Origin of the sequence: Klugiella xanthotipulae (genome assembly GCF_006716695.1) — a bacterium.
GTDB classification, from domain to species: Bacteria; Actinomycetota; Actinomycetes; order Actinomycetales; family Microbacteriaceae; genus Klugiella; species Klugiella xanthotipulae.
The window spans coordinates 1,047,130-1,065,303 of the sequence record NZ_VFPN01000001.1 but is presented as its reverse complement, the minus strand read 5'-3'; the positions used below and the strand labels follow the sequence as shown (position 1 = coordinate 1,065,303).

Annotated in this window: 17 protein-coding genes; 5 read left to right on the top strand and 12 right to left on the bottom strand. The window is 64.9% G+C overall.

The window, feature by feature from the left end; translation table 11 throughout:
- The first annotated feature begins 3 nt into the window (after window positions 1–3).
- The gene (locus tag FB466_RS04790) at window positions 4–963 is read left to right on the top strand and encodes a hypothetical protein (RefSeq protein ID WP_141916279.1); all 960 of its coding nucleotides are present in this window, start codon (window positions 4–6) and stop codon (window positions 961–963) included.
- On the opposite strand, the gene FB466_RS04785 is transcribed toward FB466_RS04790, so the two are convergent.
- Window positions 960–1,691: a ribonuclease H family protein gene (locus FB466_RS04785; RefSeq protein ID WP_141916277.1), complete on the bottom strand. Its 732-nt coding sequence runs from the start codon at window positions 1,689–1,691 to the stop codon at window positions 960–962. The genes FB466_RS04790 and FB466_RS04785 overlap by 4 nt on opposite strands.
- A gap of 324 nt (window positions 1,692–2,015) precedes the next feature.
- Here FB466_RS04785 and FB466_RS04780 point away from each other — a divergent pair, with 324 nt between their 5' ends.
- Window positions 2,016–4,160, top strand: coding sequence for an ATP-dependent Clp protease ATP-binding subunit (locus FB466_RS04780; protein WP_246054524.1), 2,145 nt, complete (start codon window positions 2,016–2,018; stop codon window positions 4,158–4,160).
- Between the two features lie 452 nt (window positions 4,161–4,612).
- On the opposite strand, the gene FB466_RS04775 is transcribed toward FB466_RS04780, so the two are convergent.
- The 9 genes from FB466_RS04775 to FB466_RS04735 all read right to left on the bottom strand — a co-directional run bounded on the left by FB466_RS04775 (window position 4,613) and on the right by FB466_RS04735 (window position 13,944).
- Complete coding sequence (locus FB466_RS04775) at window positions 4,613–5,782, bottom strand: globin domain-containing protein (protein ID WP_141916275.1); 1,170 nt, start codon at window positions 5,780–5,782, stop codon at window positions 4,613–4,615.
- A gap of 117 nt (window positions 5,783–5,899) precedes the next feature.
- Window positions 5,900–6,352 (bottom strand): RrF2 family transcriptional regulator, encoded by a 453-nt coding sequence (locus FB466_RS04770; RefSeq protein WP_141916273.1) that lies wholly within the window; start codon window positions 6,350–6,352, stop codon window positions 5,900–5,902.
- 30 nt (window positions 6,353–6,382) lie between these two features.
- Window positions 6,383–7,306: an AEC family transporter gene (locus tag FB466_RS04765; RefSeq protein ID WP_141916271.1), complete on the bottom strand. Its 924-nt coding sequence runs from the start codon at window positions 7,304–7,306 to the stop codon at window positions 6,383–6,385.
- A 69-nt stretch (window positions 7,307–7,375) separates the two neighbouring features.
- Window positions 7,376–8,467 carry a threonine aldolase family protein gene (locus tag FB466_RS04760; protein WP_141916269.1) on the bottom strand — a complete coding sequence of 364 codons (1,092 nt, stop codon included), beginning with the start codon at window positions 8,465–8,467 and terminating at the stop codon, window positions 7,376–7,378.
- 25 nt (window positions 8,468–8,492) lie between these two features.
- Entirely contained in the window at window positions 8,493–9,593 is a 1,101-nt protein-coding gene (locus FB466_RS04755) for an ABC transporter permease (protein WP_141916267.1), read from the bottom strand.
- Window positions 9,590–10,477 carry an ABC transporter ATP-binding protein gene (locus FB466_RS04750; RefSeq protein ID WP_141916265.1) on the bottom strand — a complete coding sequence of 296 codons (888 nt, stop codon included), beginning with the start codon at window positions 10,475–10,477 and terminating at the stop codon, window positions 9,590–9,592. The genes FB466_RS04755 and FB466_RS04750 overlap by 4 nt, the downstream gene beginning before the upstream one ends.
- A gap of 145 nt (window positions 10,478–10,622) precedes the next feature.
- A complete protein-coding gene (locus tag FB466_RS04745) occupies window positions 10,623–11,657 on the bottom strand; it encodes an NAD(P)-dependent alcohol dehydrogenase (RefSeq protein WP_141916263.1) in 1,035 nt (344 codons plus the stop codon).
- 107 nt (window positions 11,658–11,764) lie between these two features.
- Window positions 11,765–12,496, bottom strand: a complete 732-nt coding sequence (locus tag FB466_RS04740; RefSeq protein WP_281285155.1) for a response regulator — start codon at window positions 12,494–12,496, stop codon at window positions 11,765–11,767.
- Window positions 12,493–13,944: a sensor histidine kinase gene (locus FB466_RS04735; RefSeq protein WP_246054523.1), complete on the bottom strand. Its 1,452-nt coding sequence runs from the start codon at window positions 13,942–13,944 to the stop codon at window positions 12,493–12,495. Before FB466_RS04735 ends, FB466_RS04740 begins: the two co-directional genes overlap by 4 nt.
- A gap of 230 nt (window positions 13,945–14,174) precedes the next feature.
- Between FB466_RS04735 and FB466_RS04730 the strand changes: the two genes are divergently transcribed.
- From FB466_RS04730 to FB466_RS04720, 3 genes are read left to right on the top strand one after another with little or no spacing between them, the layout of a single operon-like run.
- On the top strand, window positions 14,175–14,471 hold the full coding sequence (locus FB466_RS04730; RefSeq protein WP_141916261.1) for a WXG100 family type VII secretion target: 297 nt from the start codon (window positions 14,175–14,177) through the stop codon (window positions 14,469–14,471).
- A 7-nt stretch (window positions 14,472–14,478) separates the two neighbouring features.
- The gene (locus tag FB466_RS04725; RefSeq protein WP_141916258.1) at window positions 14,479–14,745 is read left to right on the top strand and encodes a hypothetical protein; all 267 of its coding nucleotides are present in this window, start codon (window positions 14,479–14,481) and stop codon (window positions 14,743–14,745) included.
- Window positions 14,742–16,586 carry an alpha/beta hydrolase gene (locus tag FB466_RS04720; protein ID WP_141916257.1) on the top strand — a complete coding sequence of 615 codons (1,845 nt, stop codon included), beginning with the start codon at window positions 14,742–14,744 and terminating at the stop codon, window positions 16,584–16,586. The genes FB466_RS04725 and FB466_RS04720 overlap by 4 nt, the downstream gene beginning before the upstream one ends.
- A 33-nt stretch (window positions 16,587–16,619) precedes the next feature.
- Here the strand turns inward: FB466_RS04720 and FB466_RS04715 are convergent, their stop codons facing one another.
- Window positions 16,620–17,510 carry an exodeoxyribonuclease III gene (locus FB466_RS04715; RefSeq protein ID WP_141916255.1) on the bottom strand — a complete coding sequence of 297 codons (891 nt, stop codon included), beginning with the start codon at window positions 17,508–17,510 and terminating at the stop codon, window positions 16,620–16,622.
- Between the two features lie 32 nt (window positions 17,511–17,542).
- Complete coding sequence (locus FB466_RS04710) at window positions 17,543–18,091, bottom strand: hypothetical protein (RefSeq protein ID WP_141916253.1); 549 nt, start codon at window positions 18,089–18,091, stop codon at window positions 17,543–17,545.
- Between the last annotated feature and the right edge of the window lie 83 nt (window positions 18,092–18,174).

Genomic DNA, 18,174 nt, shown 5'->3' with positions numbered 1-18,174 from the left:
GACGTGGGAGATCTTCTTGCCGAGCTGGGCTTTGCGTTCCTGGGTAATGCCGTCATTGTCTGGGTGGTTGTGTGGGCGGTTGGCTCGGCCGTGATCGGCTGCGCCGTAGCCTCGTGGGGTCGGTTTCCTCTCTGGGTCGGTGCACTCGTGGGCGGGGTGGGTGCGCTGCTGGGGCTGGGGGTGCTGTTGATCGTGGGTGCCGTGCGGCGCTCGGGTGTCGGCGCTGCTCCGGGCACCGGGACCGGGGTTATACCCGGCGGTCAGCCTCGCTGGGCTGCCCGTTGGTCACGTCGTTCCGGTCGGCTCAGCATCGGTGTTCTGATTGTCATCGCTGTCGTTCTGGTGGCCACCCTCCTTGTTGACTGGGTGCGTGTGGTGGCCGCGCGCGTAACGGTTGTGAGCCTGCCCGCATGGGGTACGGGCCTCGACGGGATCACCCTCACCCTGCTGCCGGTGGTTGCTCTCGCCCTGCTGCTCGCGCTCCGGTCACCGTCGCGTTGGGCCGCCGTCCTCATGGCTCTCGTGGGTTCGACGATGGCGCTCATCGCGGCGCTCCTGGGAGTGATTCTGATCCCGCTCAACCGGCTGCTTGGCGAGTTCGCCCGGTTGCCCTACGACTCGATTGGCGAGTTTCTGGAGTCTCTCGGCGTGGATCCTGCGGACGCTCGGCTGCCTCTGCCCGGCTGGTTTCCCTCCGGGCTCTTCGGTGTGGATGCCTCGGGCCTCAGTCTGGCCGGAATAGACATGGATGCGGTGCTTCCCGCCGTGACCGTCAAGCTGGGGCTGGGCTGGGTACTCTTTCTGGTGGTCGCGGTTCTGGCACTCGCCTGGGCGTGTGTGGAGATTGCCGTGGCGCAGCGGGTGGTGGTGGCGCAGCGACTGGCTGCGGCCGAGCGGGATACCGGGGGCTTCCACTCGGCACCCGCGGGTTTCTCCTCCGATCGTCCCGCGCCTCGACCCTAGATGAGCGAGCGGAGGGCCGCCTCCAGGCTCACACCGTCCGCCTGGGCCCGCGCTGCGAGGCGCGTGTGCTCGCTGGGAGTCAGAACGAGGGTTAGCGTGTGCGGGGTGTTGAGCCCGGCATCTGCGGGGTCGTCGAGGGAGAAAAGTGAGAACGGCTCGTGCCCGGGGGCGGGTGTCGGCGCTGTTGGCGTCTTGTCGAGCACTGCGGCGCGGGTCGTGTGGGTGGCGGAGGTGCCGCCCGCTGTGCGGGGGGTGTGGTGGGCATCCCTGGTCCAGCCGGGGCCGGTGGGGATGGCGTCGCCGCGTTGGTACGCCTCGGATACGGCGCGGGCCCGGTCATCCGCCGCCTCGTTGAGCGGGTGGTTGGCGTGCCCCTTCACCCACTCGAAACGGTAGCTGCGGCCCACGAGGGCAGCGTCGAGCTCTTTCAGTAGGTCAACGTTGAGTACGGGTTTGCCATCGGCTTTGCGCCAGCCCTTGCGCTTCCAGCCGGGCATCCACTGGGTGAGGCAGTTGATGACGTATTGGCTGTCGCACAGGATGTGCAGATCGTCGCTCAGGTGCTCGGTGGCGCGCAGAAACTCCAGTACGGCACGCAGCTCTGCCTGGTTGTTGGTGGCGTGTTTCCAACCGCCGGCGGCCCAGCACGAGTCGTCAACGTACCAGGCCCACCCGGCCGGTCCGGGGTTGCCCAGTGCGGAGCCGTCGGCTGCTACTCGGATGCTCACGGGTCTCGTTTCTTGTGTGGGGAAAAGCTCGGGTGTGTGGTTGGATGAACCTACATTTACTCTAGGGGGTGCTTTCGTGTGGGTGAAAACAGCACGGTGATATCCCGGTCGCTCCGGCCTGCCGTGGGGTGGGGGTAGCGGGTCTCAACTCGGTTAGCGGTGTCCGGTTGAGCCGGGCGTCGGGTGCCGGATAGTCCTCCGCTGGCCCTGGTCTTTGTGGTGATCGTTTGGTAAAGTTGAGCCACTGTGACTCAACTTTTTGGTCACGATCCCCAGAGTATCCGGAACTATCGAGGAGAAAGAACAGTCACCGTGCAGGCAGGAATGCAACCCCCACAAGAGGACCAGAAAACCGCCCTTGAGCAGTTTGGCGTGAACCTAACGGAGGTCGCGCGCAACGGCAGATTTGACCCCGTGATCGGGAGAGATGCCGAGATCCGACGCCTCAGCCAGGTGCTCACCCGGCGCACCAAGAACAACCCCGTTCTCATCGGCGAGCCCGGTGTGGGTAAAACCGCCGTGGTGGAGGGGCTCGCCCAGCGCATCGTCGCGGGCGATGTGGCGGAATCACTTAAGGGCAAAGAGCTGATCTCTCTCGATATCTCCGCCCTCCTCGCCGGGGCCAAGTACCGCGGCGACTTTGAGGAGCGGATGAAGGCCGTGCTGCAAGAGATTAAAGACTCCGACGGCCAGATCATCACGTTTATTGACGAGCTGCACACCCTGATGGGCGCGGGCGGCGGTGAGAGTTCCGTGGCCGCCTCCAATATGCTCAAGCCCATGCTCGCCCGCGGCGAACTGCGGCTCATCGGTGCCACCACCCTTGATGAGTATCGCGAATTTATTGAGAAGGATGCCGCGCTGGAGCGCCGTTTTCAGCAGGTGTACGTGGGCGAGCCCTCCGTGGAGGACACCATCGCGATTCTGCGCGGGCTGAAGGAGCGCTACGAGGCGCACCACAAGGTGTCGATTGCCGACTCGGCGCTCGTCGCGGCCGCCGCGCTCTCGAACCGCTACATCCCCTCACGCCAGCTGCCCGACAAGGCCATCGATCTGATCGACGAGGCCGCGAGTCGGCTGCGCATGGAGATCGACTCCGCGCCCGTCGAGATTGACGAGTTGCGTCGCGGCGTGGACCGACTCAAGCTGGAAGAGCTTGCGCTCAAGAAAGAGAAAGACCCGGCCTCCCGGGAGCGCCTCACCAAGCTGCGCGAGGACCTCACCGTGCGTGAGGGTGAACTTGCCGTGCTGGAGGAGCGCTGGGAGCGTGAGCGTGCCAGCCTCAACCGGGTCGGTGAGCTCAAAGAGCAACTCGACGCCGCCCGCATCGGTGCCGACCGTGCCCAGCGCGAGGGCAACCTGGAGAAGGCGTCAAAGCTGCTCTACGGTGAGATCCCGGTGATCGAGCGTCAGCTCCTGGCCGCCGAGAACGCCGAGCAGAGTGACGAGCCACGGATGGTCAATGACCAGGTGGGCGACGAAGACATTGCCGGCGTGATTGCGGCCTGGACGGGCATCCCCGTCGGTCGGCTCCTACAGGGCGAATCCGAGAAGCTGCTGCACCTGGAGGCCGAGCTGGGCAAACGCCTGATCGGTCAGCGGGATGCGGTGGCCGCCGTCTCCGATGCCGTGCGCCGCACCCGAGCCGGCATCTCCGACCCGGACCGACCCACGGGCTCGTTCCTCTTCCTCGGCCCCACGGGTGTGGGAAAAACCGAGCTGGCCAAGGCGCTCGCCGAGTTCCTCTTTGACGACGAAAAAGCCATGGTTCGCATCGACATGTCCGAGTACGGCGAGAAGCACTCCGTCTCGCGTCTGGTTGGTGCCCCTCCCGGGTATGTGGGGTACGAGGCCGGTGGTCAGCTCACGGAGGCCGTGCGTCGGCGCCCCTACTCGGTGGTGCTGCTCGACGAGGTGGAGAAGGCGCACCCCGAGGTGTTTGACGTGCTGCTTCAGGTGCTCGATGACGGGCGGCTCACGGATGGCCAGGGCCGCACCGTGGACTTCCGTAACGTGATTCTCGTGCTCACCAGCAACCTGGGCAGCCAGTTCCTGATTGATCCCGAGCTCTCGGTGGACGAAAAGGAGCGGGCGGTGCGCGGGATGGTTCGACAGGCCTTCAAGCCGGAGTTCGTGAACCGCCTTGACGACATCGTCATCTTCCAGACGCTGAGCGAGGCCGACCTCGCGCTGATCGTGGAGTTGTACATTGACCGGCTGCAGAAACGTCTGGCCGAGCGCCGACTCACGCTCGCCGTGACCCCGGATGCCCGGTCCTGGCTCGCCGAGCGCGGCTACGACCCGATCTACGGTGCCCGCCCGCTGCGCCGCCTGATGCAGACCGAGATCGACGACCACCTGGCGCGCGCGCTGCTCGCTGGTGAGGTACGCGATGGCGACGTGGTCCGTGTGGATGTGGCCGAGAACGGCGACGCCCTCAGGGTGAACGCCGGGGTGTTGGGGGACTAGACCCGTTCTGTTCCGCCGCACCCAGGGTGACTTTTCCTCACACATCGACGATTATTTCTCGGTATTGTGAGTTTTTCTCACCCGGAGACTCCTGGGTGCGGTGGGTGCGGTGGGTGCGGGAAAGACTGGCGTTACGTCGGTGCACCCGCGCCAACTCCGGTTGAGCGGACCACGGCACCAAAGTGCGCTGCGGGTCTGAGGGCTACCGTTCTCGCCGGAATCGTGGCTGGGCTGGTCGGTGCCCCCTGACAGGGGCGTTATTAGTGGTCTGGGAGTGTCCCTGATGAGGGGTTCTGGCGGGTTACGCTCTCCTCCGGCGGAGGGCGGCTATCGCGCGTGCTTTGAGAGAAGAGGGACGATAATTCTCGTCCGTGTGCTGCTGACATCACAACCGGCGAGGGGCCGGATGCGTGATGCACGGCATCCGGCCCCTTCTCCTAGTGGTGTGCCAGTTAGCCGGCGATCCACACATCCGGGCCGAAGATCTCGTAGTGGATCTGCGTGGCGGGCAACCCGGCCTCGATGGCCTCGTTGCGGATCTTCTTCATGAAGGGCAGCGGGCCGCACAGGTACAGCTCGGCATCGGCGGGCACCGGGATGCCGTCGAGCGACATGAAGCCCGGGCGGGCCGCGGCGTCCGCGCCGTCCGTCTTCTCAAGCCAGAGCTGGAGGTCGGCGTTCTGTAGCCGGGCCAGGTCGGCTCTCATCTGGTCGGCGAGGGCCCACGAGGCGGCGTTGTTGTCGGCGTGCAGAACCCGGACCTCACGCGTCGAATTGCCCGCGGCGAGTGCGCGCAGCATCGAGGCGTTGGGCGTGCAGCCGATGCCGGCCGAGGCGAGGATGACGGGGCCGGTGCCCTCGGTGAGGACCACCTCGCCGTAGGGGTTCGAGACCTGAATGGTGTCGCCCACCTGAACCTCGTTGTGCAGCACGGGGGAGACCTCGCCGCCCTCGTCGATCTTGCTCGTGAAGGCTCGCGAGACGCCCTCATCGCCCGTGAGCGAGTACTGGCGGGCCTGGTGCAGACCGCTGGCCAGCTTCACCTTGACGCTCACGTACTGCCCGGCCGTGGCCGGGGTGATGGGGGTGTCGTCGGCCGGTTCCAGGTCGAACGAGACGACCCCGGGAGTGACCTCGGTCTTCGCGGTGACGCGCCACGGTGCCCAGATGACGTCGTTGGCTTGCGTGGCGTAGAGGTCTCGCTCCAGGGCGATCAGGGCGTTCGCCATCAGCCAGTAGACCTCGGTCCAGGCCTCAGCGATCTCGGCGGTGATGACGTCGGCGAGGTCCTCCGCGATGGCTTCAAAAAGGTACTGATAGACGATGTCGTATTGCTCGGGCGTGATGCCGAGCGAGGTGTGCTTATGCGCGATGCGGGCGAGGGCGCGCTCGGGCAGGGTGTCGGGATTGGCGATCAGATGCGTGGCGAATACCGCGATACTGCCAGCCAGGGCCTGCGGCTGCTCGCCCGTGCGCTGGTTGGCGCTGCTGAAGATCCCGTCGAGTAGCTCGGGATGCGCGGCAAACATTTTGCCGTAAAACACGGGCGTGATCTCACCGATTCGTGAACCGACCAACGGAAGTGTGGCCTCGATAACGGGCCGTGATTTATCAGAAAGCACCTGATGCTCCTAGGGTTTTGGCGTGCAGGGTCAGGGTCCCCCAACCCGGCGTATATTCGCATTTAAAATACGAGTATTACAGAACATGTCTACACCCTCGAACCATTGGGGCACAAATCAGGGGGCGGGTGGGCCGATCCCGATGCTCGCGAAGACCGTCTCTCGCTGGGGCCGGGAGGGCAGCGCCGAGATGACGATGCTCTCCAAATCTCGGTAAAAGGCCTCCTGGGCCCGGCGCAGCGCAAAGCGTAGCTGACAATCGCCAATCAGCGGGCAGTTACCGCGGGGGGAGAGGCACTCGGCCGGGTCGAGCCGGGTTTCAAGTTCCCGGAGAACCCCTCCGACCGTCGCGGACATCCCCTCCTCGGTGACGCTGCTGCCGCCGTTGCGGCCGCGAGCCGTGCGGATGACCCCCAACTCACCCAGCCGCGTGACGGTTTTGCTCACATGGTGGTAGGGGCTGCCCACGGCATCCGCAAGCTGCTGGGTGGTCATCTGGGTGCCCTCGGGGGCGGAGGTGAGCGCCATCATGACGCGGAGGCCCACGTCGGCAAAGGCGCTGATCTTCATGCCACTACCCTAAGCCAGGTGCGCGACCCCCTACGCCGCCAGGAGCCAGGCGATGACAAAGATGACGGGCACCGCCAGGATGGTCGTGAGTAGCACCGTGTCACGCGCGACCGTCTCGGCCCGGTTATAGGTGGCGGCAAAGTTGTAGATATTTTGGGCGCTCGGCAGCGCCGCGAGCGTGACCGCCGCGAAGAGCGCGTGGCCGGTCAGGTGAAACACCCCGGCCCCGAGCGCCCAGGCGACCAGCGGCATCCCGACCGACTTAATCGCGGTGGCCGTGATGATGTCGCGGCGCCCCGTGCCCGGCTGCAGCGGGCGTTGGCCGTTGAGCGAGATCCCAAACGCGAGCAGCACGAGCGGGATGGCCGCCCCGCCCAGCATCTCGAACGGTTTGAGTACCGGGTCGGGCAGGTGCACGCCCAGCACCGACAGCAGCACGCCCAGCGCCGAGGAAACAATGATGGGGTTGCGCAGCGGGCGGAGGAGCATACGGCCCACCGCGGTGCTCGTGCTGGTGCTGATATCCAGAATTCCCAGGATGATCGGGGCAAAGATTAGCAACTGCATGAGCAGTACCGGGGCGACGTAGCTGGGGTCGGCGAGTACGTAGATCGCCACGGGCAGGCCGATATTGTTCGCGTTGACGTAGGATGCGGCCGCGGCCCCGAGTGTGGTCTCGGCCAGCGGGCGGCGGAAAAACAGGCGGGACGCCGTGAGGTAGAGCGCCACGCACACCAGCACACTGCTCGCCGAGACGAGCATCACGGGCGAGAGCAGAATACTCACATCGGCCTGGATCATGACCGTGAACAGCAGGGCCGGTGTGGCCACGTAGAACGCGACCCGGTTGAGCACCGGGCGCTGCTCAACCGTGATGAGGCCGATCTTGCCGATCAGGTAGCCCACCGCGATGATCGTCAGGATGATGGAGAAGCCGACGAGTACACCGGACACGCTAGCAACCGGCCATTCTCGGGCCCCCGGGGCCGGTGGGGGGCTGTACCGCGGCGGGCGCTCTCAGCCTCATTCCGACGGTGCGAGCTCGCGCTCGATAGCGCCGACAAAAGCATCAACGTCGGCCTCCGTGGTGTCGAAGGAGCACATCCACCGCACCTCACCGGCCGCGGCATCCCAGTCGTAGAAGTGGAAACCCTGCGCGCGGAGGCGGCTGGCCACACCGGCGGGCAGGCCCGCAAAAACGCCGTTTGATTGGGTGGGTTGGGTGAAGCGGAGACCCGTGACCGGGTTCGAGCTGATGCGGCCGTCCGCGACCCGCTCCTCCAGCTGCGTGCGCAGACGGGTAGCCATCGCGTTGGAATGCGCGGCATTGCGTCGCCACAGGTCACCCTCATAGAGCGCGATCAGCTGGGCAGAGAGGAACCGCATTTTGCTCGACAACTGCATATTGAGTTTGCGCAGGTACGTCATGCCGTCGGCCACCCCGGGGGTGAGGACCACAACGGCTTCGCCCAGCATCACACCGTTCTTGGTGCCGCCCAGACTGAGGATGTCGATGCCCGTCCCGGTCGTGAACTCGCCCAACTCGGCGTCAAGAGATACTGCGGCGTTGGAGATGCGGGCACCGTCGAGGTGAACGCGCATCCCGTGGCGGTGCGCGTGCTCGGTGATCGCGCGAATCTCGTCGATGGTGTAGGCGGTACCCAGCTCGGTGGTCTGGGTGATCGAGACGGCGAGTGGCTGCGCGCGGTGCTCGTCACCCCAGCCCCAGGCCTCCGTGTCGATCAGTTCTGGGGTGAGCTTGCCGTCGGGCGTCTCGATGCTGAGCAGTTTCAGCCCGCCGATGCGTTCGGGAGCACCGTTCTCGTCCACATTAATGTGGGCGGTACGAGCGCAGATTACGGCACCCCAGCGGGGGAGGATGGACTGGAGGGCGAGCACGTTCGCACCCGTGCCGTTGAAGACGGGGTAGGCTTCGGCATCCGCGCCGAAGTGGGAGCGCAGAACCGTCTGCAATCGAGAGGTGTGGGTGTCGCCCCCATAGGCCGGTTGGTGGGCGGAGTTTGCCTCCGCGATGGCCGCCAGAACCTCGGGGTGGATACCGGAATAGTTGTCAGATGCGAAGAACCGCTCCGCCGTGTTATGCACTGTGGTCACTCGCGCAAGTCTACTCGCGGGGAGCCTACGCCTTACCCGCCGTGAGCGCCTCAGCCAGTTTGACCCGCCCGCTCGTGCGGAGCAGCGAACCCTGATAAATGCGTGACCCGAGGGCAATGACGACGAGCGTGGACAGTACGAGGATGGCGAGGGAGACCAGGGGCTCCCACCACTGGACACCGCCGACGAACAGCCGGACGGGCATCCCGACCGGTGCGCTGAAAGGTACGTAGGACATGATCGTGAGCACCACCGGGTTGTCGTTGAAGAAGACCACCAGGAAGTAGGGAATCATGACGAGCATGGTCACGGGGGTCGTCACCGAGCCGATGTCTTCCATACGCGCCACCATTGAGGCGCTCGCCGCAAACATGGCCGCGAGCAGGACAAAGCCGATTGTGAAGAAGATCACAAACCAGGCGATGGGCAGACCGATGGCATCCAGTAGCGCGGTTTGGCCCGTGGCGGTGAGGCCGATCACGCTGAGCGCCGCAATCACCGCGATCTGGAGAAACGCGAGGATGCTATTGCCGATGACTTTTCCTGCGAGCATGGCGCGTACCGGGATGGCCGACATCAGGATTTCGACGATACGGGTCTGTTTTTCTTCGACAACGCTCTGCGAAATGACCCCGCCAAATGTGCTGGCTGAGATGAGGAAGACCACGCCAAACGCGAGCGAGATGATGTAGAGCAGGAACGGGTCGTTGGGGTTTGGCGTGAGGATTTCTACGGGAGGGCTGATACTGAGGGCCTGCTGCACCTCTGCGGGGGCCTCCGTATCCGCCAGGATCTTGAGGCCGAGGGGATTGTCGCTCGCAGTGTCGGATACCACCGCGGCGTTAACCTCGCCGTCGAGTACCAGCTGTGTGGCCTCCTCGGTGGTCGCCACCTCGGTGATGTCGAAGGCATCGCCCTGAATCTGGCTCATCACCTCCGGTGTGGCCGCGATAGCCGTCTTCGAGGTGGTATCGGCGGTGAAACCGCTGATCAAAATACTTGCCAGGATGATGGCAAACAGGATACCCGTGGAGATCAGGAACGCCTTGCTGCGCAGCCGCGTCGTAATTTCACGCTCGGCAACAAGCCAGGTGCTCTGAGCCAGGGTGGGAATACGGGGGTTCATGCGGCCACGACCTCTCGGAAAATCTGTGCCAGGGTGGGACGTTTGGGGGTGAAGCTTCTCACAGTGTTGCTCTCCATCGCGCGGTGCAGAACGGCCTGCGCGGTTGCGTCGCTATCGACGTCGAACAGGGCGTAACCGCCGTCGAACTCCACCACCGTGACACCGGGTTGTTCGCGCAGCCATCCGGCATCGCCCGTATGGTCGAGCTCGTAGCGGTTAGTGCTGTGCTCTTCACGGAGTTGGTCGCGGGGGCCAGCGGCGCGCACCGTGCCACCCGAGATGATGACGAGGTCGTCGCAGAGGCGCTCAACAACGTCTAACTGGTGGGAGGAGAAGAGTACGGGGACCCCCGTTGCGGCGCGATCTTTGAGTACCTGAAGGACCACATCGACGGCCATGGGATCCAGGCCAGAAAAGGGTTCATCAAGGATCAATACCTCGGGCTGGTGGACGAGGGCCGCCGCAATTTGGGCACGCTGTTGGTTGCCCAGCGAGAGGCTCTCGACGGTGTCGTTGAGGCGCTCACCGAGGCCCAGCTCTTCGAGGAGGGCGCGGGCGTTTTTGCCGGCGGCAGGTTTGCTGAAGCCGTGCAGGCGAGCCAGGTACGTGAGCTGCTCTTCGATCTTCATCTTGGGGTACAGACCCCGCTCCTCGGGCATGTACCCGAAGCTGCGGCGGTCGTTGCTGCTCAGCGGGTTCGCATTGCGGGTGATGGTGCCGGAGTCGGCCGCGAGCACCCCCAGAATGATGCGCATTGTGGTCGTTTTTCCCGCGCCGTTGCCGCCGACAAAGCCGGTCATGCGGCCGTCGTCGATTGTGAAACTTACATCTGTGAGTGCCTGCCGGTCGCCAAACGACCGGCTGATGTTGCTGAGTGTCAGCACGCTGTCCTCCTGGGTTGCCGTGGTTAACACGGTACCGAGTGGGGCAGGAGCGGGGCTATCGGTCGTGCGGATGATTTCCGGTGGGGCATCCGTCGGGTGGCGGATGCCCCACCGGGTGATGCGTTATCGTCGAGAGGTTTCTTGGCTACGGTACGACGACCGCACGGCCGAGCACCTGGCCATCGTGTAGCTTGGCGTATGCCTCGGGTGCCCTGTCAATCGGGAACTCCTCGACGGTGACGTGCAGGTGACCGCTGCGAGCCAGGTCGAGGACCTCCATCAATTCGCTGCGGCTGCCCCAGTAGGGTGCGCGCACCGAGACCCCGAAGGGGGTGGAGCCGAAGCCGGTGGCGAGGGTGCCGCCGCCGATGCCCACAGATTCGATGGCACCGTCAATGCGTACCGACCGGCGGGCGATGTCCAGGGTGGGTGTCGCGCCAACGAAGTCGAAGACGGCATCGGCCCCGATGCCACCGGTCAGTTCGCGGATGGCGGCAGGGGCGTCGCTATTAGAGAGCAGCGTTGTGTGTGCACCCACCTCGCGGGCGTGCGTCAGCTTCTCCTCCGAGACATCGAGCGCAATCACGGTGGCTCCCGTGATGGCACGCAGGATCTGGATGGCCACGTGGCCCAGCCCGCCCGTTCCGATGACCACGGCGGTTGACCCGGCGGGGAGTTTAGCCAGAGTGCTCTTGATGGAGTGGTACGGCGTGAGGCCGGCATCCGTGAGCGAAACCGTCTGTACCGGGTCGAGACCCTTGAGCGGGATGAGGTGGCGAACATCGTTGACAATCATGTACTCGGCCATGGCCCCCGGAGCGCCCAGCCCGGGAGGGTAGATGCCCAGATCCGCCGCAAACGGGCAGTAGTTTTCCCGACCCTGGCTACACTCGGAGCAGTGTCCGCATCCCCACGGTCCGTAGACGGCAACATCGTCGCCCACCGCGACCTCGGTAACGCCTTCGCCGACCTTATCGACAATCCCGGCACCCTCGTGGCCCAGGGTGAGCGGCAGGCCGTACGTGTAGGCCTCGGCCGGGAGGCTCATCACAAACCAATCGGAATGGCAGAGCCCGGCGGCGGTGACCCTGAGACGAACCTGTCCAGCCCCGGGCTCGGGGAGGGGGATGTCGGCAACAACGGGTAGTTCGCCGATGGTCTGATATTGGATGGCTTTCATTCCAACTCCTCTACGCTGAGTGGGCGTGGTTGCCCAAACACTCGCCACGCTACTCTGGAGTCTGTCGCAGCGTCGCTTTTTTTCTGTTCAGCGAAACGTTTCGTGGACTACGTACCAACGGCTACGCCGTTCTCGTAGGCGAAGATCACGGCCTGGATTCGGTCGCGCAGACTCAGTTTGCGCAACACATTGGACACATGGGTCTTGACGGTGGCCTCGCTGACGAAGAGCCGGGTCGCGATCTCCTGGTTGGAGAGTCCCTGTGCGAGCAGGTGCAATACCTCGTGCTCGCGGTCGGTGAGGAGCGAGAGCGGATTGCTCGGTGCCACCATCGGTGGGGAGGGGGTGTTGATTATCGGTGTTCCGGTTGCTGTGGGGGTGCCGCGGCTCGGGCTGCCCGACGCCCGTGCGCAGTGTGCGATGACGCTGCGGGTGACCTGGGGAGAGAGCAGCGCATCCCCTGAGGCGATTGCAACTACGGCATCCACGAGCTGCTCCGGGGAGGAATTTTTGAGGAGAAATCCGCTTGCCCCGGCGCGGAGGGCGTCGAAGAGATAGTCTTCGCGGTTGAACGTGGTCAGAATCAAGACGGCCGAGTTGATGCCCGGATCTGTTGTGATGAGACGGGTGGCCTCGATGCCGTCCATATGGGGCATCTGCACGTCGAGGCAGATGACATCGGGCGCGAGGCTGCGAGCCTTCTCGACGGCCTCGATTCCATTGGCTGCCTCCCCCACCACCTCAATCCGGGGGTGGACGGACATGATTGTGCGGAAGCCCGCACGGACGAGATCGTGGTCGTCAACGAGGAGGACGCGGATGGGGCTGGTGTGGGTCACGAGGGGTCCTTGTGTGTTGTGTGGGGGATGTTGGGGTGGTCCCTCTGTTCGTGAGGAACGTGCTGAAGAGGGATATGGGCGCGCACCAGGAAACCACCCCGCTCGCGCAGTCCGGCATGTAGGGTGCCACCATCGGAGTCAACCCGTTCGCGCATCCCCACGATTCCGAGCCCAGACGAGTGGCGCGTGCGCCGTCGGCTGCGTACGGTTCGTGCTGCCGAGGCAGACGCCTCATCTCCGGTGTTGGCAATATCGAGTTCAACCGCCCGAGGCAGATAGCGTAGCCGGACATCGACCGAGGCGTGTTGTCCGCCGTGTTTGCGTACGTTGGTGAGTGACTCCTGAGTGATGCGGTAAAGGTTGAGTGAGGTGAGGGGAGGGAGCGGACGAGGGTCGCCTACGACCGCGTAGATGACGCTGAGATCGTTGGCTCGCGCAGACTCGATCAGGTCGGGGATGTGGCGGACGCCGAACGAGCCGACGGTATCCTCAGACCCCTCCGGGTGGGGTTCGCGCAGGGTCCCCAATAGTGAGTGCAGTTCGTCGATAGCGGTTCGAGCTCCCGTCTCAACCACCGTGAGTGCGGAGCGGGCGGCTTCGGGGTCGCTGTCCAAAACGGTTCGGGCCGCACTGGCCTGTACGCCCATCACCGAGACGTGGTGGGCCACGGCGTCGTGCAGTTCGCGCGCGATGCGCAGCCGCTCCAGTGTGATGGCCTGCTGCGCTGTAATTGCGCGCTGTTCAGTCAACTCGGTCGTGCGTACCTCGGCCCGTGCGCGTTCTCTCGCCGCCTCGAATGCATGATCGCCAAAGAAGTAGGCCCCGCCGAAGTAGAGGAGATTGGTAAGGATTTGGATGAGCATATACGCCACAAATGGCGACATAATCGCGCCCGCCGCAATGTTGGCCTGGTCATCCTTGATATCCGTTGCTGCGATAAAAAGTGCGATCAAGAGCCAGACCAGCATGGCAGCAATGACGACGAGGCGGGACAGGGCGGCCCAACTGCGGTTGTTCTCCCACGAACCCACGGTATAGACCGCGACAAAGAGGGCGATATTGACGACGAGAACCTCGGGAACGCGGTAGGTTCCGACGAGGATGAACGCCGCAGCCACCACCATCGCCACCGGGATGGGCCAGCGCCGTCGGAATGCGAGCGGCAGGGTCGCGGCCGCTAAGAGGAGAAGAGACAGGGGGAGTGGTGCAGGTTCCGGATAGAAGGCCGCGGTACGGAACAGCGTCATGCTCAGTACGGACCCCAACCAGAGGGCGATCGCGCCGATCATGTCGTTCCGCAGATCACTGCGACCCGCTCGTTGACGGATCCAGTTCTCCCCGTCAGGGTCGTTGAATTCGGGCCGCATGGGTGCGGTTGCGCTGTGTTGGCCGTCTAGGCGCTGGATGAGACGGGCCAGTGCGGCGGGGATCCTGCTGTTCTCTGTCACATGCACCACCGTAGCTGCGACCGGTGCCGACCACATCCGCCGACAGACGGAGTGGGATAACTCCCTGTGCGCCGGGCCTGTGAAGGAGAGTCGGGGAGGTGAATATTGTTCACAACCGGGCTCTGAGATTCAGTTATCCACACATGAGCGGCGCTCGCTGCGCGGCCTTATGCAGCCCCGCTACCGTCGCCTCAGGGGCAGCTGCCCCACCTCTCGAAAGGATATCCACCATGCCAAATCTCAACGTTTCCTACCAGGAACTCGACAGCGCAGCGACTCGGCTCACCACCGGCCGTGATGATATCGTGGCGCGTCTCACCGCTCTTCAGCAGGAGATTGGTGCGCTTGTAAGCTCCGGATTCGTGACTGATCGTGCTTCCGGCGCATACCGCGCCGCCTACGACACGTTCACCTCGGGCGCGCGCACGACGGTAGAAGGGCTGGACGGGCTAGCACAGTTCCTGCGCGGCACCGCTTCTTCACTAGAAGAGCTTGACGCCCAGCTGGCCGCTCGACTGGCTCATTAGGCTCAGGATGACCGGCCTGACCATGACCTACGTCACCCTTATTGATGCTGCCCATCGCCTCGCCAGTCCCCGGCCGCTGGGGCCGCGCCCCGCGCCAGCACACGACTGCCTGGCCAGTATTGCGGTGGGTGAGGCTTTTGCACGATCGCTCGCGCTGATCTCTCTCGCCGAGTCGGAACTGCACGCGGCGCGCGCAGCGGTGGAGAGCACGCTCCGCGCGGCCCCCGAGTGCGTGAGTGCGCTGGATGCCGAGTGCGCTCGGGCTCTGCTGTGAGTATCCACTTGCCCGGGTTTCACGGCGATCCCGGTGCTGGCGACCTCTCGGGGATGGCAGCCCTGGTGCGGTCAGCACGCGACCACTCCGTGGCGACCCTGGCTGAGGCTTCTCAGGTTGAGGAAGCGCTTGGGCAGCTCGACGCGAACCGAGGACAGGCAATTAGCGCGGCCACCGAGGCCCTGACAGCGGTTGCGCCCCGGCTAGCAACCGTTGGTCGATCGTACGGGCAGGTGGCGGACGCCCTCGATGCCTACTCTCTCGAGGTGACCCGCCTGGGGGACGATGTGCGCTCCCTGGGATTCGAGGCTCAGCGGGTACACGAGGAGATGCGGCACACGATCAATCGTCTGGCGGGGATGCCGGGGAGTGGAGTGTCCCCTGGAACCCCGTGGAACGGGTCGCCTGCCCCCGGGACGACCCACTCCGCGATGGCGCATTCCGGGATGATTCATCCCGGAACCGACGGAGGGACCGGCCTGCCGAGCACCGATCAGATTCCGACGCTCCTGGCCCGCTGGTCGGCTTTGGCCGATGAGTATCGGGTGCTTCTGGGCCGACACGGTGACCTGACTGTGGGGCGGTCACGCGCCAATGTGCGCGCCGTTGAGGCGCTCAGTATGGTGGAGATTGCTGAGGGATTTGCGGCCTACCGGGCGGCGGATATTCCGGTGTCCGTGGTGGCCGTCTCCGTCTGGGCGCTCAATGCGTCGCGGGTCACCCCCGAGCGATTGGCTCGGTTGGATCCTGTGCCTGCTGCCCTTCTCTGGGCATCGCTCTCGGAGGCCGACCGGCGGCGGCTCGTGCGGGAACGCCCCGATCTGATCGGTTCGACTGAGGGCATCCCCGCCACCGACCGGCACACGGCCAATGTGGCGCATCTCCGCGAGGAGCTACGGCGGGTGAAACATCAGATCGACACGGCGAGCGTGAATCGCACACCTCTCTCGGGTGATCTCATCGAGCGCCTGCGGGGGCTGGAGGTGCTGTATCGACTCTACGGATCGGGGGTTTCGGTAGACCGCAGTCCACCCGAGTATCTAGTGTCGCTCGATACCACGCTGCCGGGTGCGCCCCTGGCCGCCGTGGCGGTGGGTAACCTCGATACCGCCGGCACGGCCGTGTACCTGGTGCCCGGGATGAACAGCAGTACGGTGGGTACCGAAGGCCTCGTGTCGGCCGCGCGCACGCTCTACGCCGGAGCGGTAGCCGAGGGAGACAGCGATCTAGCCGTCGTGGCGTGGCTCGATTACCGCGCCCCGAAGCTGAGTGACACCGCCGCGGGTAGTCTCTCTGTACTCAGCGACCACAGCGCCCGCGTAGGGGCCGAGCGACTTGTTCATTCCCTGGAAGGCTACAACGCTGTGCAGCAGCAGTCGGGTCTGGCCGGTAGCCTGCACGTTGTTGCCCACTCTTACGGCACGACAACGGCCTCCCTGGCGCTCGCGACACGCGATCTGGGCGTTGATTCCTTCACGATGTTGGGGTCGGCCGGGCTGGTGCCCGAGATTGCTCATGCGCGTGATCTTCACGTGGATAACGGTCGGGTCTACGCGATTGAGAACGCGGGAGATGCGACGGCCGACCTGGGCCGACTGTCCACGGCTCACCCGGTTGATCCGGTGCGGGACCGGGATTTTGGTGCCGTTGTTCTGGGCTCGGACGGTGTGGTTCGAGCCGATGGCACCGAACTGAGGGCCGCGCGCGGTCACGACCTCAACGGTACCGGGCAGCAGCATTACCTGAGCCCGGGGACGGAGTCCTGGGCGAACGTGGTCAACGTTATCCTGGGTCGTGTTGACCGGTTGACACTGCCACGCACGGGTTCGGGGGGCCCGTAGATGGCGGTCGCGGCGGCGTCCGGACGGTCGCGGTTAGCCAAAGATCATGGGCATATCGTCACCGGCATCAAAACCGTCCTGCTCATGCAGCGAGAAGTCAACCTCAACGACAACGGGAACGTGGTCGCTGGGGCCGTCGCCCTTGCGCTCATCCCGGTCGATGCGGGCCTCCACCACGATGTCGCGGAAGGCTTCGGAGCCCATGATGAAGTCGATGCGCATCCCCTGATTACGGGGGAAGCGGAGCTGTTTATAGTCCCAGAAGGTGTAGCCCTCCGGGACAAACGGTCGGACCACATCGCTGACGAGACCCTCAAACGAGTGGAACATCTCCCGTTCCGGCTCCGAGATGTGGGTTGAGACGCCCGGAGTGAAACCGGGGTCCCCCATATCGGCATCGAAGGGCGCGATGTTCCAATCGCCCATGAGCGCGAGGCCCAGATCTGGTCGGTCGGCCAACCAGCCCTGCGCGTTGGTGCGCAGCGCGCGCAGCCACTCCAATTTGTAGGCGTAGTGGGCATGATCGAGCGATCGTCCGTTGGGAACGTACAGGCTCCACAGCCGCTGGTCGTTCACCGTTACCCCGAGGGCGCGGGCCTCCAGGGGGATGCCGTGGGCGTCCACCGCAGGCCCGGTCCCGTCCAGCGTGGGTTCAACCGGGTCGCCAAAACCGGGCATCCCGTCGAAGGTGGTGGCCACATCCGTCATCGGGAGCCGACTGGCGAAGGCCACCCCGTTCCACTGGTTGAGGCCGTGAATTTCGAGCCGGTATCCTGCCGCCTCGAAGCGCTCGCGCGGAAATTGGTCGGGGCGGCACTTGATCTCCTGCATCGCCAGGACGTCAACGTCTTCACGGATGAGCCAGTCAACCACGCGGTCAACTCTGGCTCGAATTGAGTTCACATTCCAGGTTGCAATACGCACCACACCACCATAGCCGCTCGCGCGGCAGTGCCCTATCCGGTGGTCGTGGGCAGGTAGGTGACCGTGAACAGGGGGTTGGCGTACTGCGTCAGCACCGCCTGTGTCTGACGGGTGTAGCCGGATATCCCCGACTGCTTATCCTGTTCGCTCAGCGTAAACCCGGCCGCAACGAGCGCCGCCCGGTACTCGGCACACGCGGCGGGTGTGATTCCGCTGAAATTGACACTGATGGTGCCGTTGCTGTTATCGGTTTCTACGAGGGGGCCGCTGGGCGCGGGAACATCAGCGGGCCAACCCTCCGGTGAGGCGACCGGATAGGGGGTTACCTCGCCGCCCTCCGCCGCCTCACCCGTCGGGGCGGCTGGCTCGGCAGCGGCAGTTCCCTCGGCAGGCGGCTCTGTGGGTGGCTCGGTGCTCTGGTTCTCGGCCGCACCCTCGGGGGTTGTCGCGGTGGGGGTCGGGCTCGCCGTTTCACCCGTCGTGTTGAACATGGGTCGCGGGGTGGCGCAGCCGGTGAGCAGGGATCCCGCGAGCAGCGCGGCTGACATGCCAGCGCACACACGGATGAAGATGGATGTCACGGGGTGCCTCGTTCACTCGGGGGTGTGTTCGGGTTCGACTCATAACACTAGCCCGAGCGCGCCCGGAGCGAAAGGCACCGGGG

What these genes read in the sequence shown, in the direction of transcription:
- FB466_RS04725 (WP_141916258.1), top strand. Translation starts at nt 14,479, where the DNA reads ATGACCGGCCTGACCATGACCTACGTCACCCTTATTGATGCTGCCCAT.
- FB466_RS04770 (WP_141916273.1), bottom strand. Translation starts at nt 6,352, where the DNA reads ATGAAGATCAGCGCCTTTGCCGACGTGGGCCTCCGCGTCATGATGGCG.
- FB466_RS04745 (WP_141916263.1), bottom strand. Translation starts at nt 11,657, where the DNA reads ATGAAAGCCATCCAATATCAGACCATCGGCGAACTACCCGTTGTTGCC.
- FB466_RS04755 (WP_141916267.1), bottom strand. Translation starts at nt 9,593, where the DNA reads ATGAACCCCCGTATTCCCACCCTGGCTCAGAGCACCTGGCTTGTTGCC.
- FB466_RS04780 (WP_246054524.1), top strand. Translation starts at nt 2,016, where the DNA reads ATGCAACCCCCACAAGAGGACCAGAAAACCGCCCTTGAGCAGTTTGGC.
- FB466_RS04730 (WP_141916261.1), top strand. Translation starts at nt 14,175, where the DNA reads ATGCCAAATCTCAACGTTTCCTACCAGGAACTCGACAGCGCAGCGACT.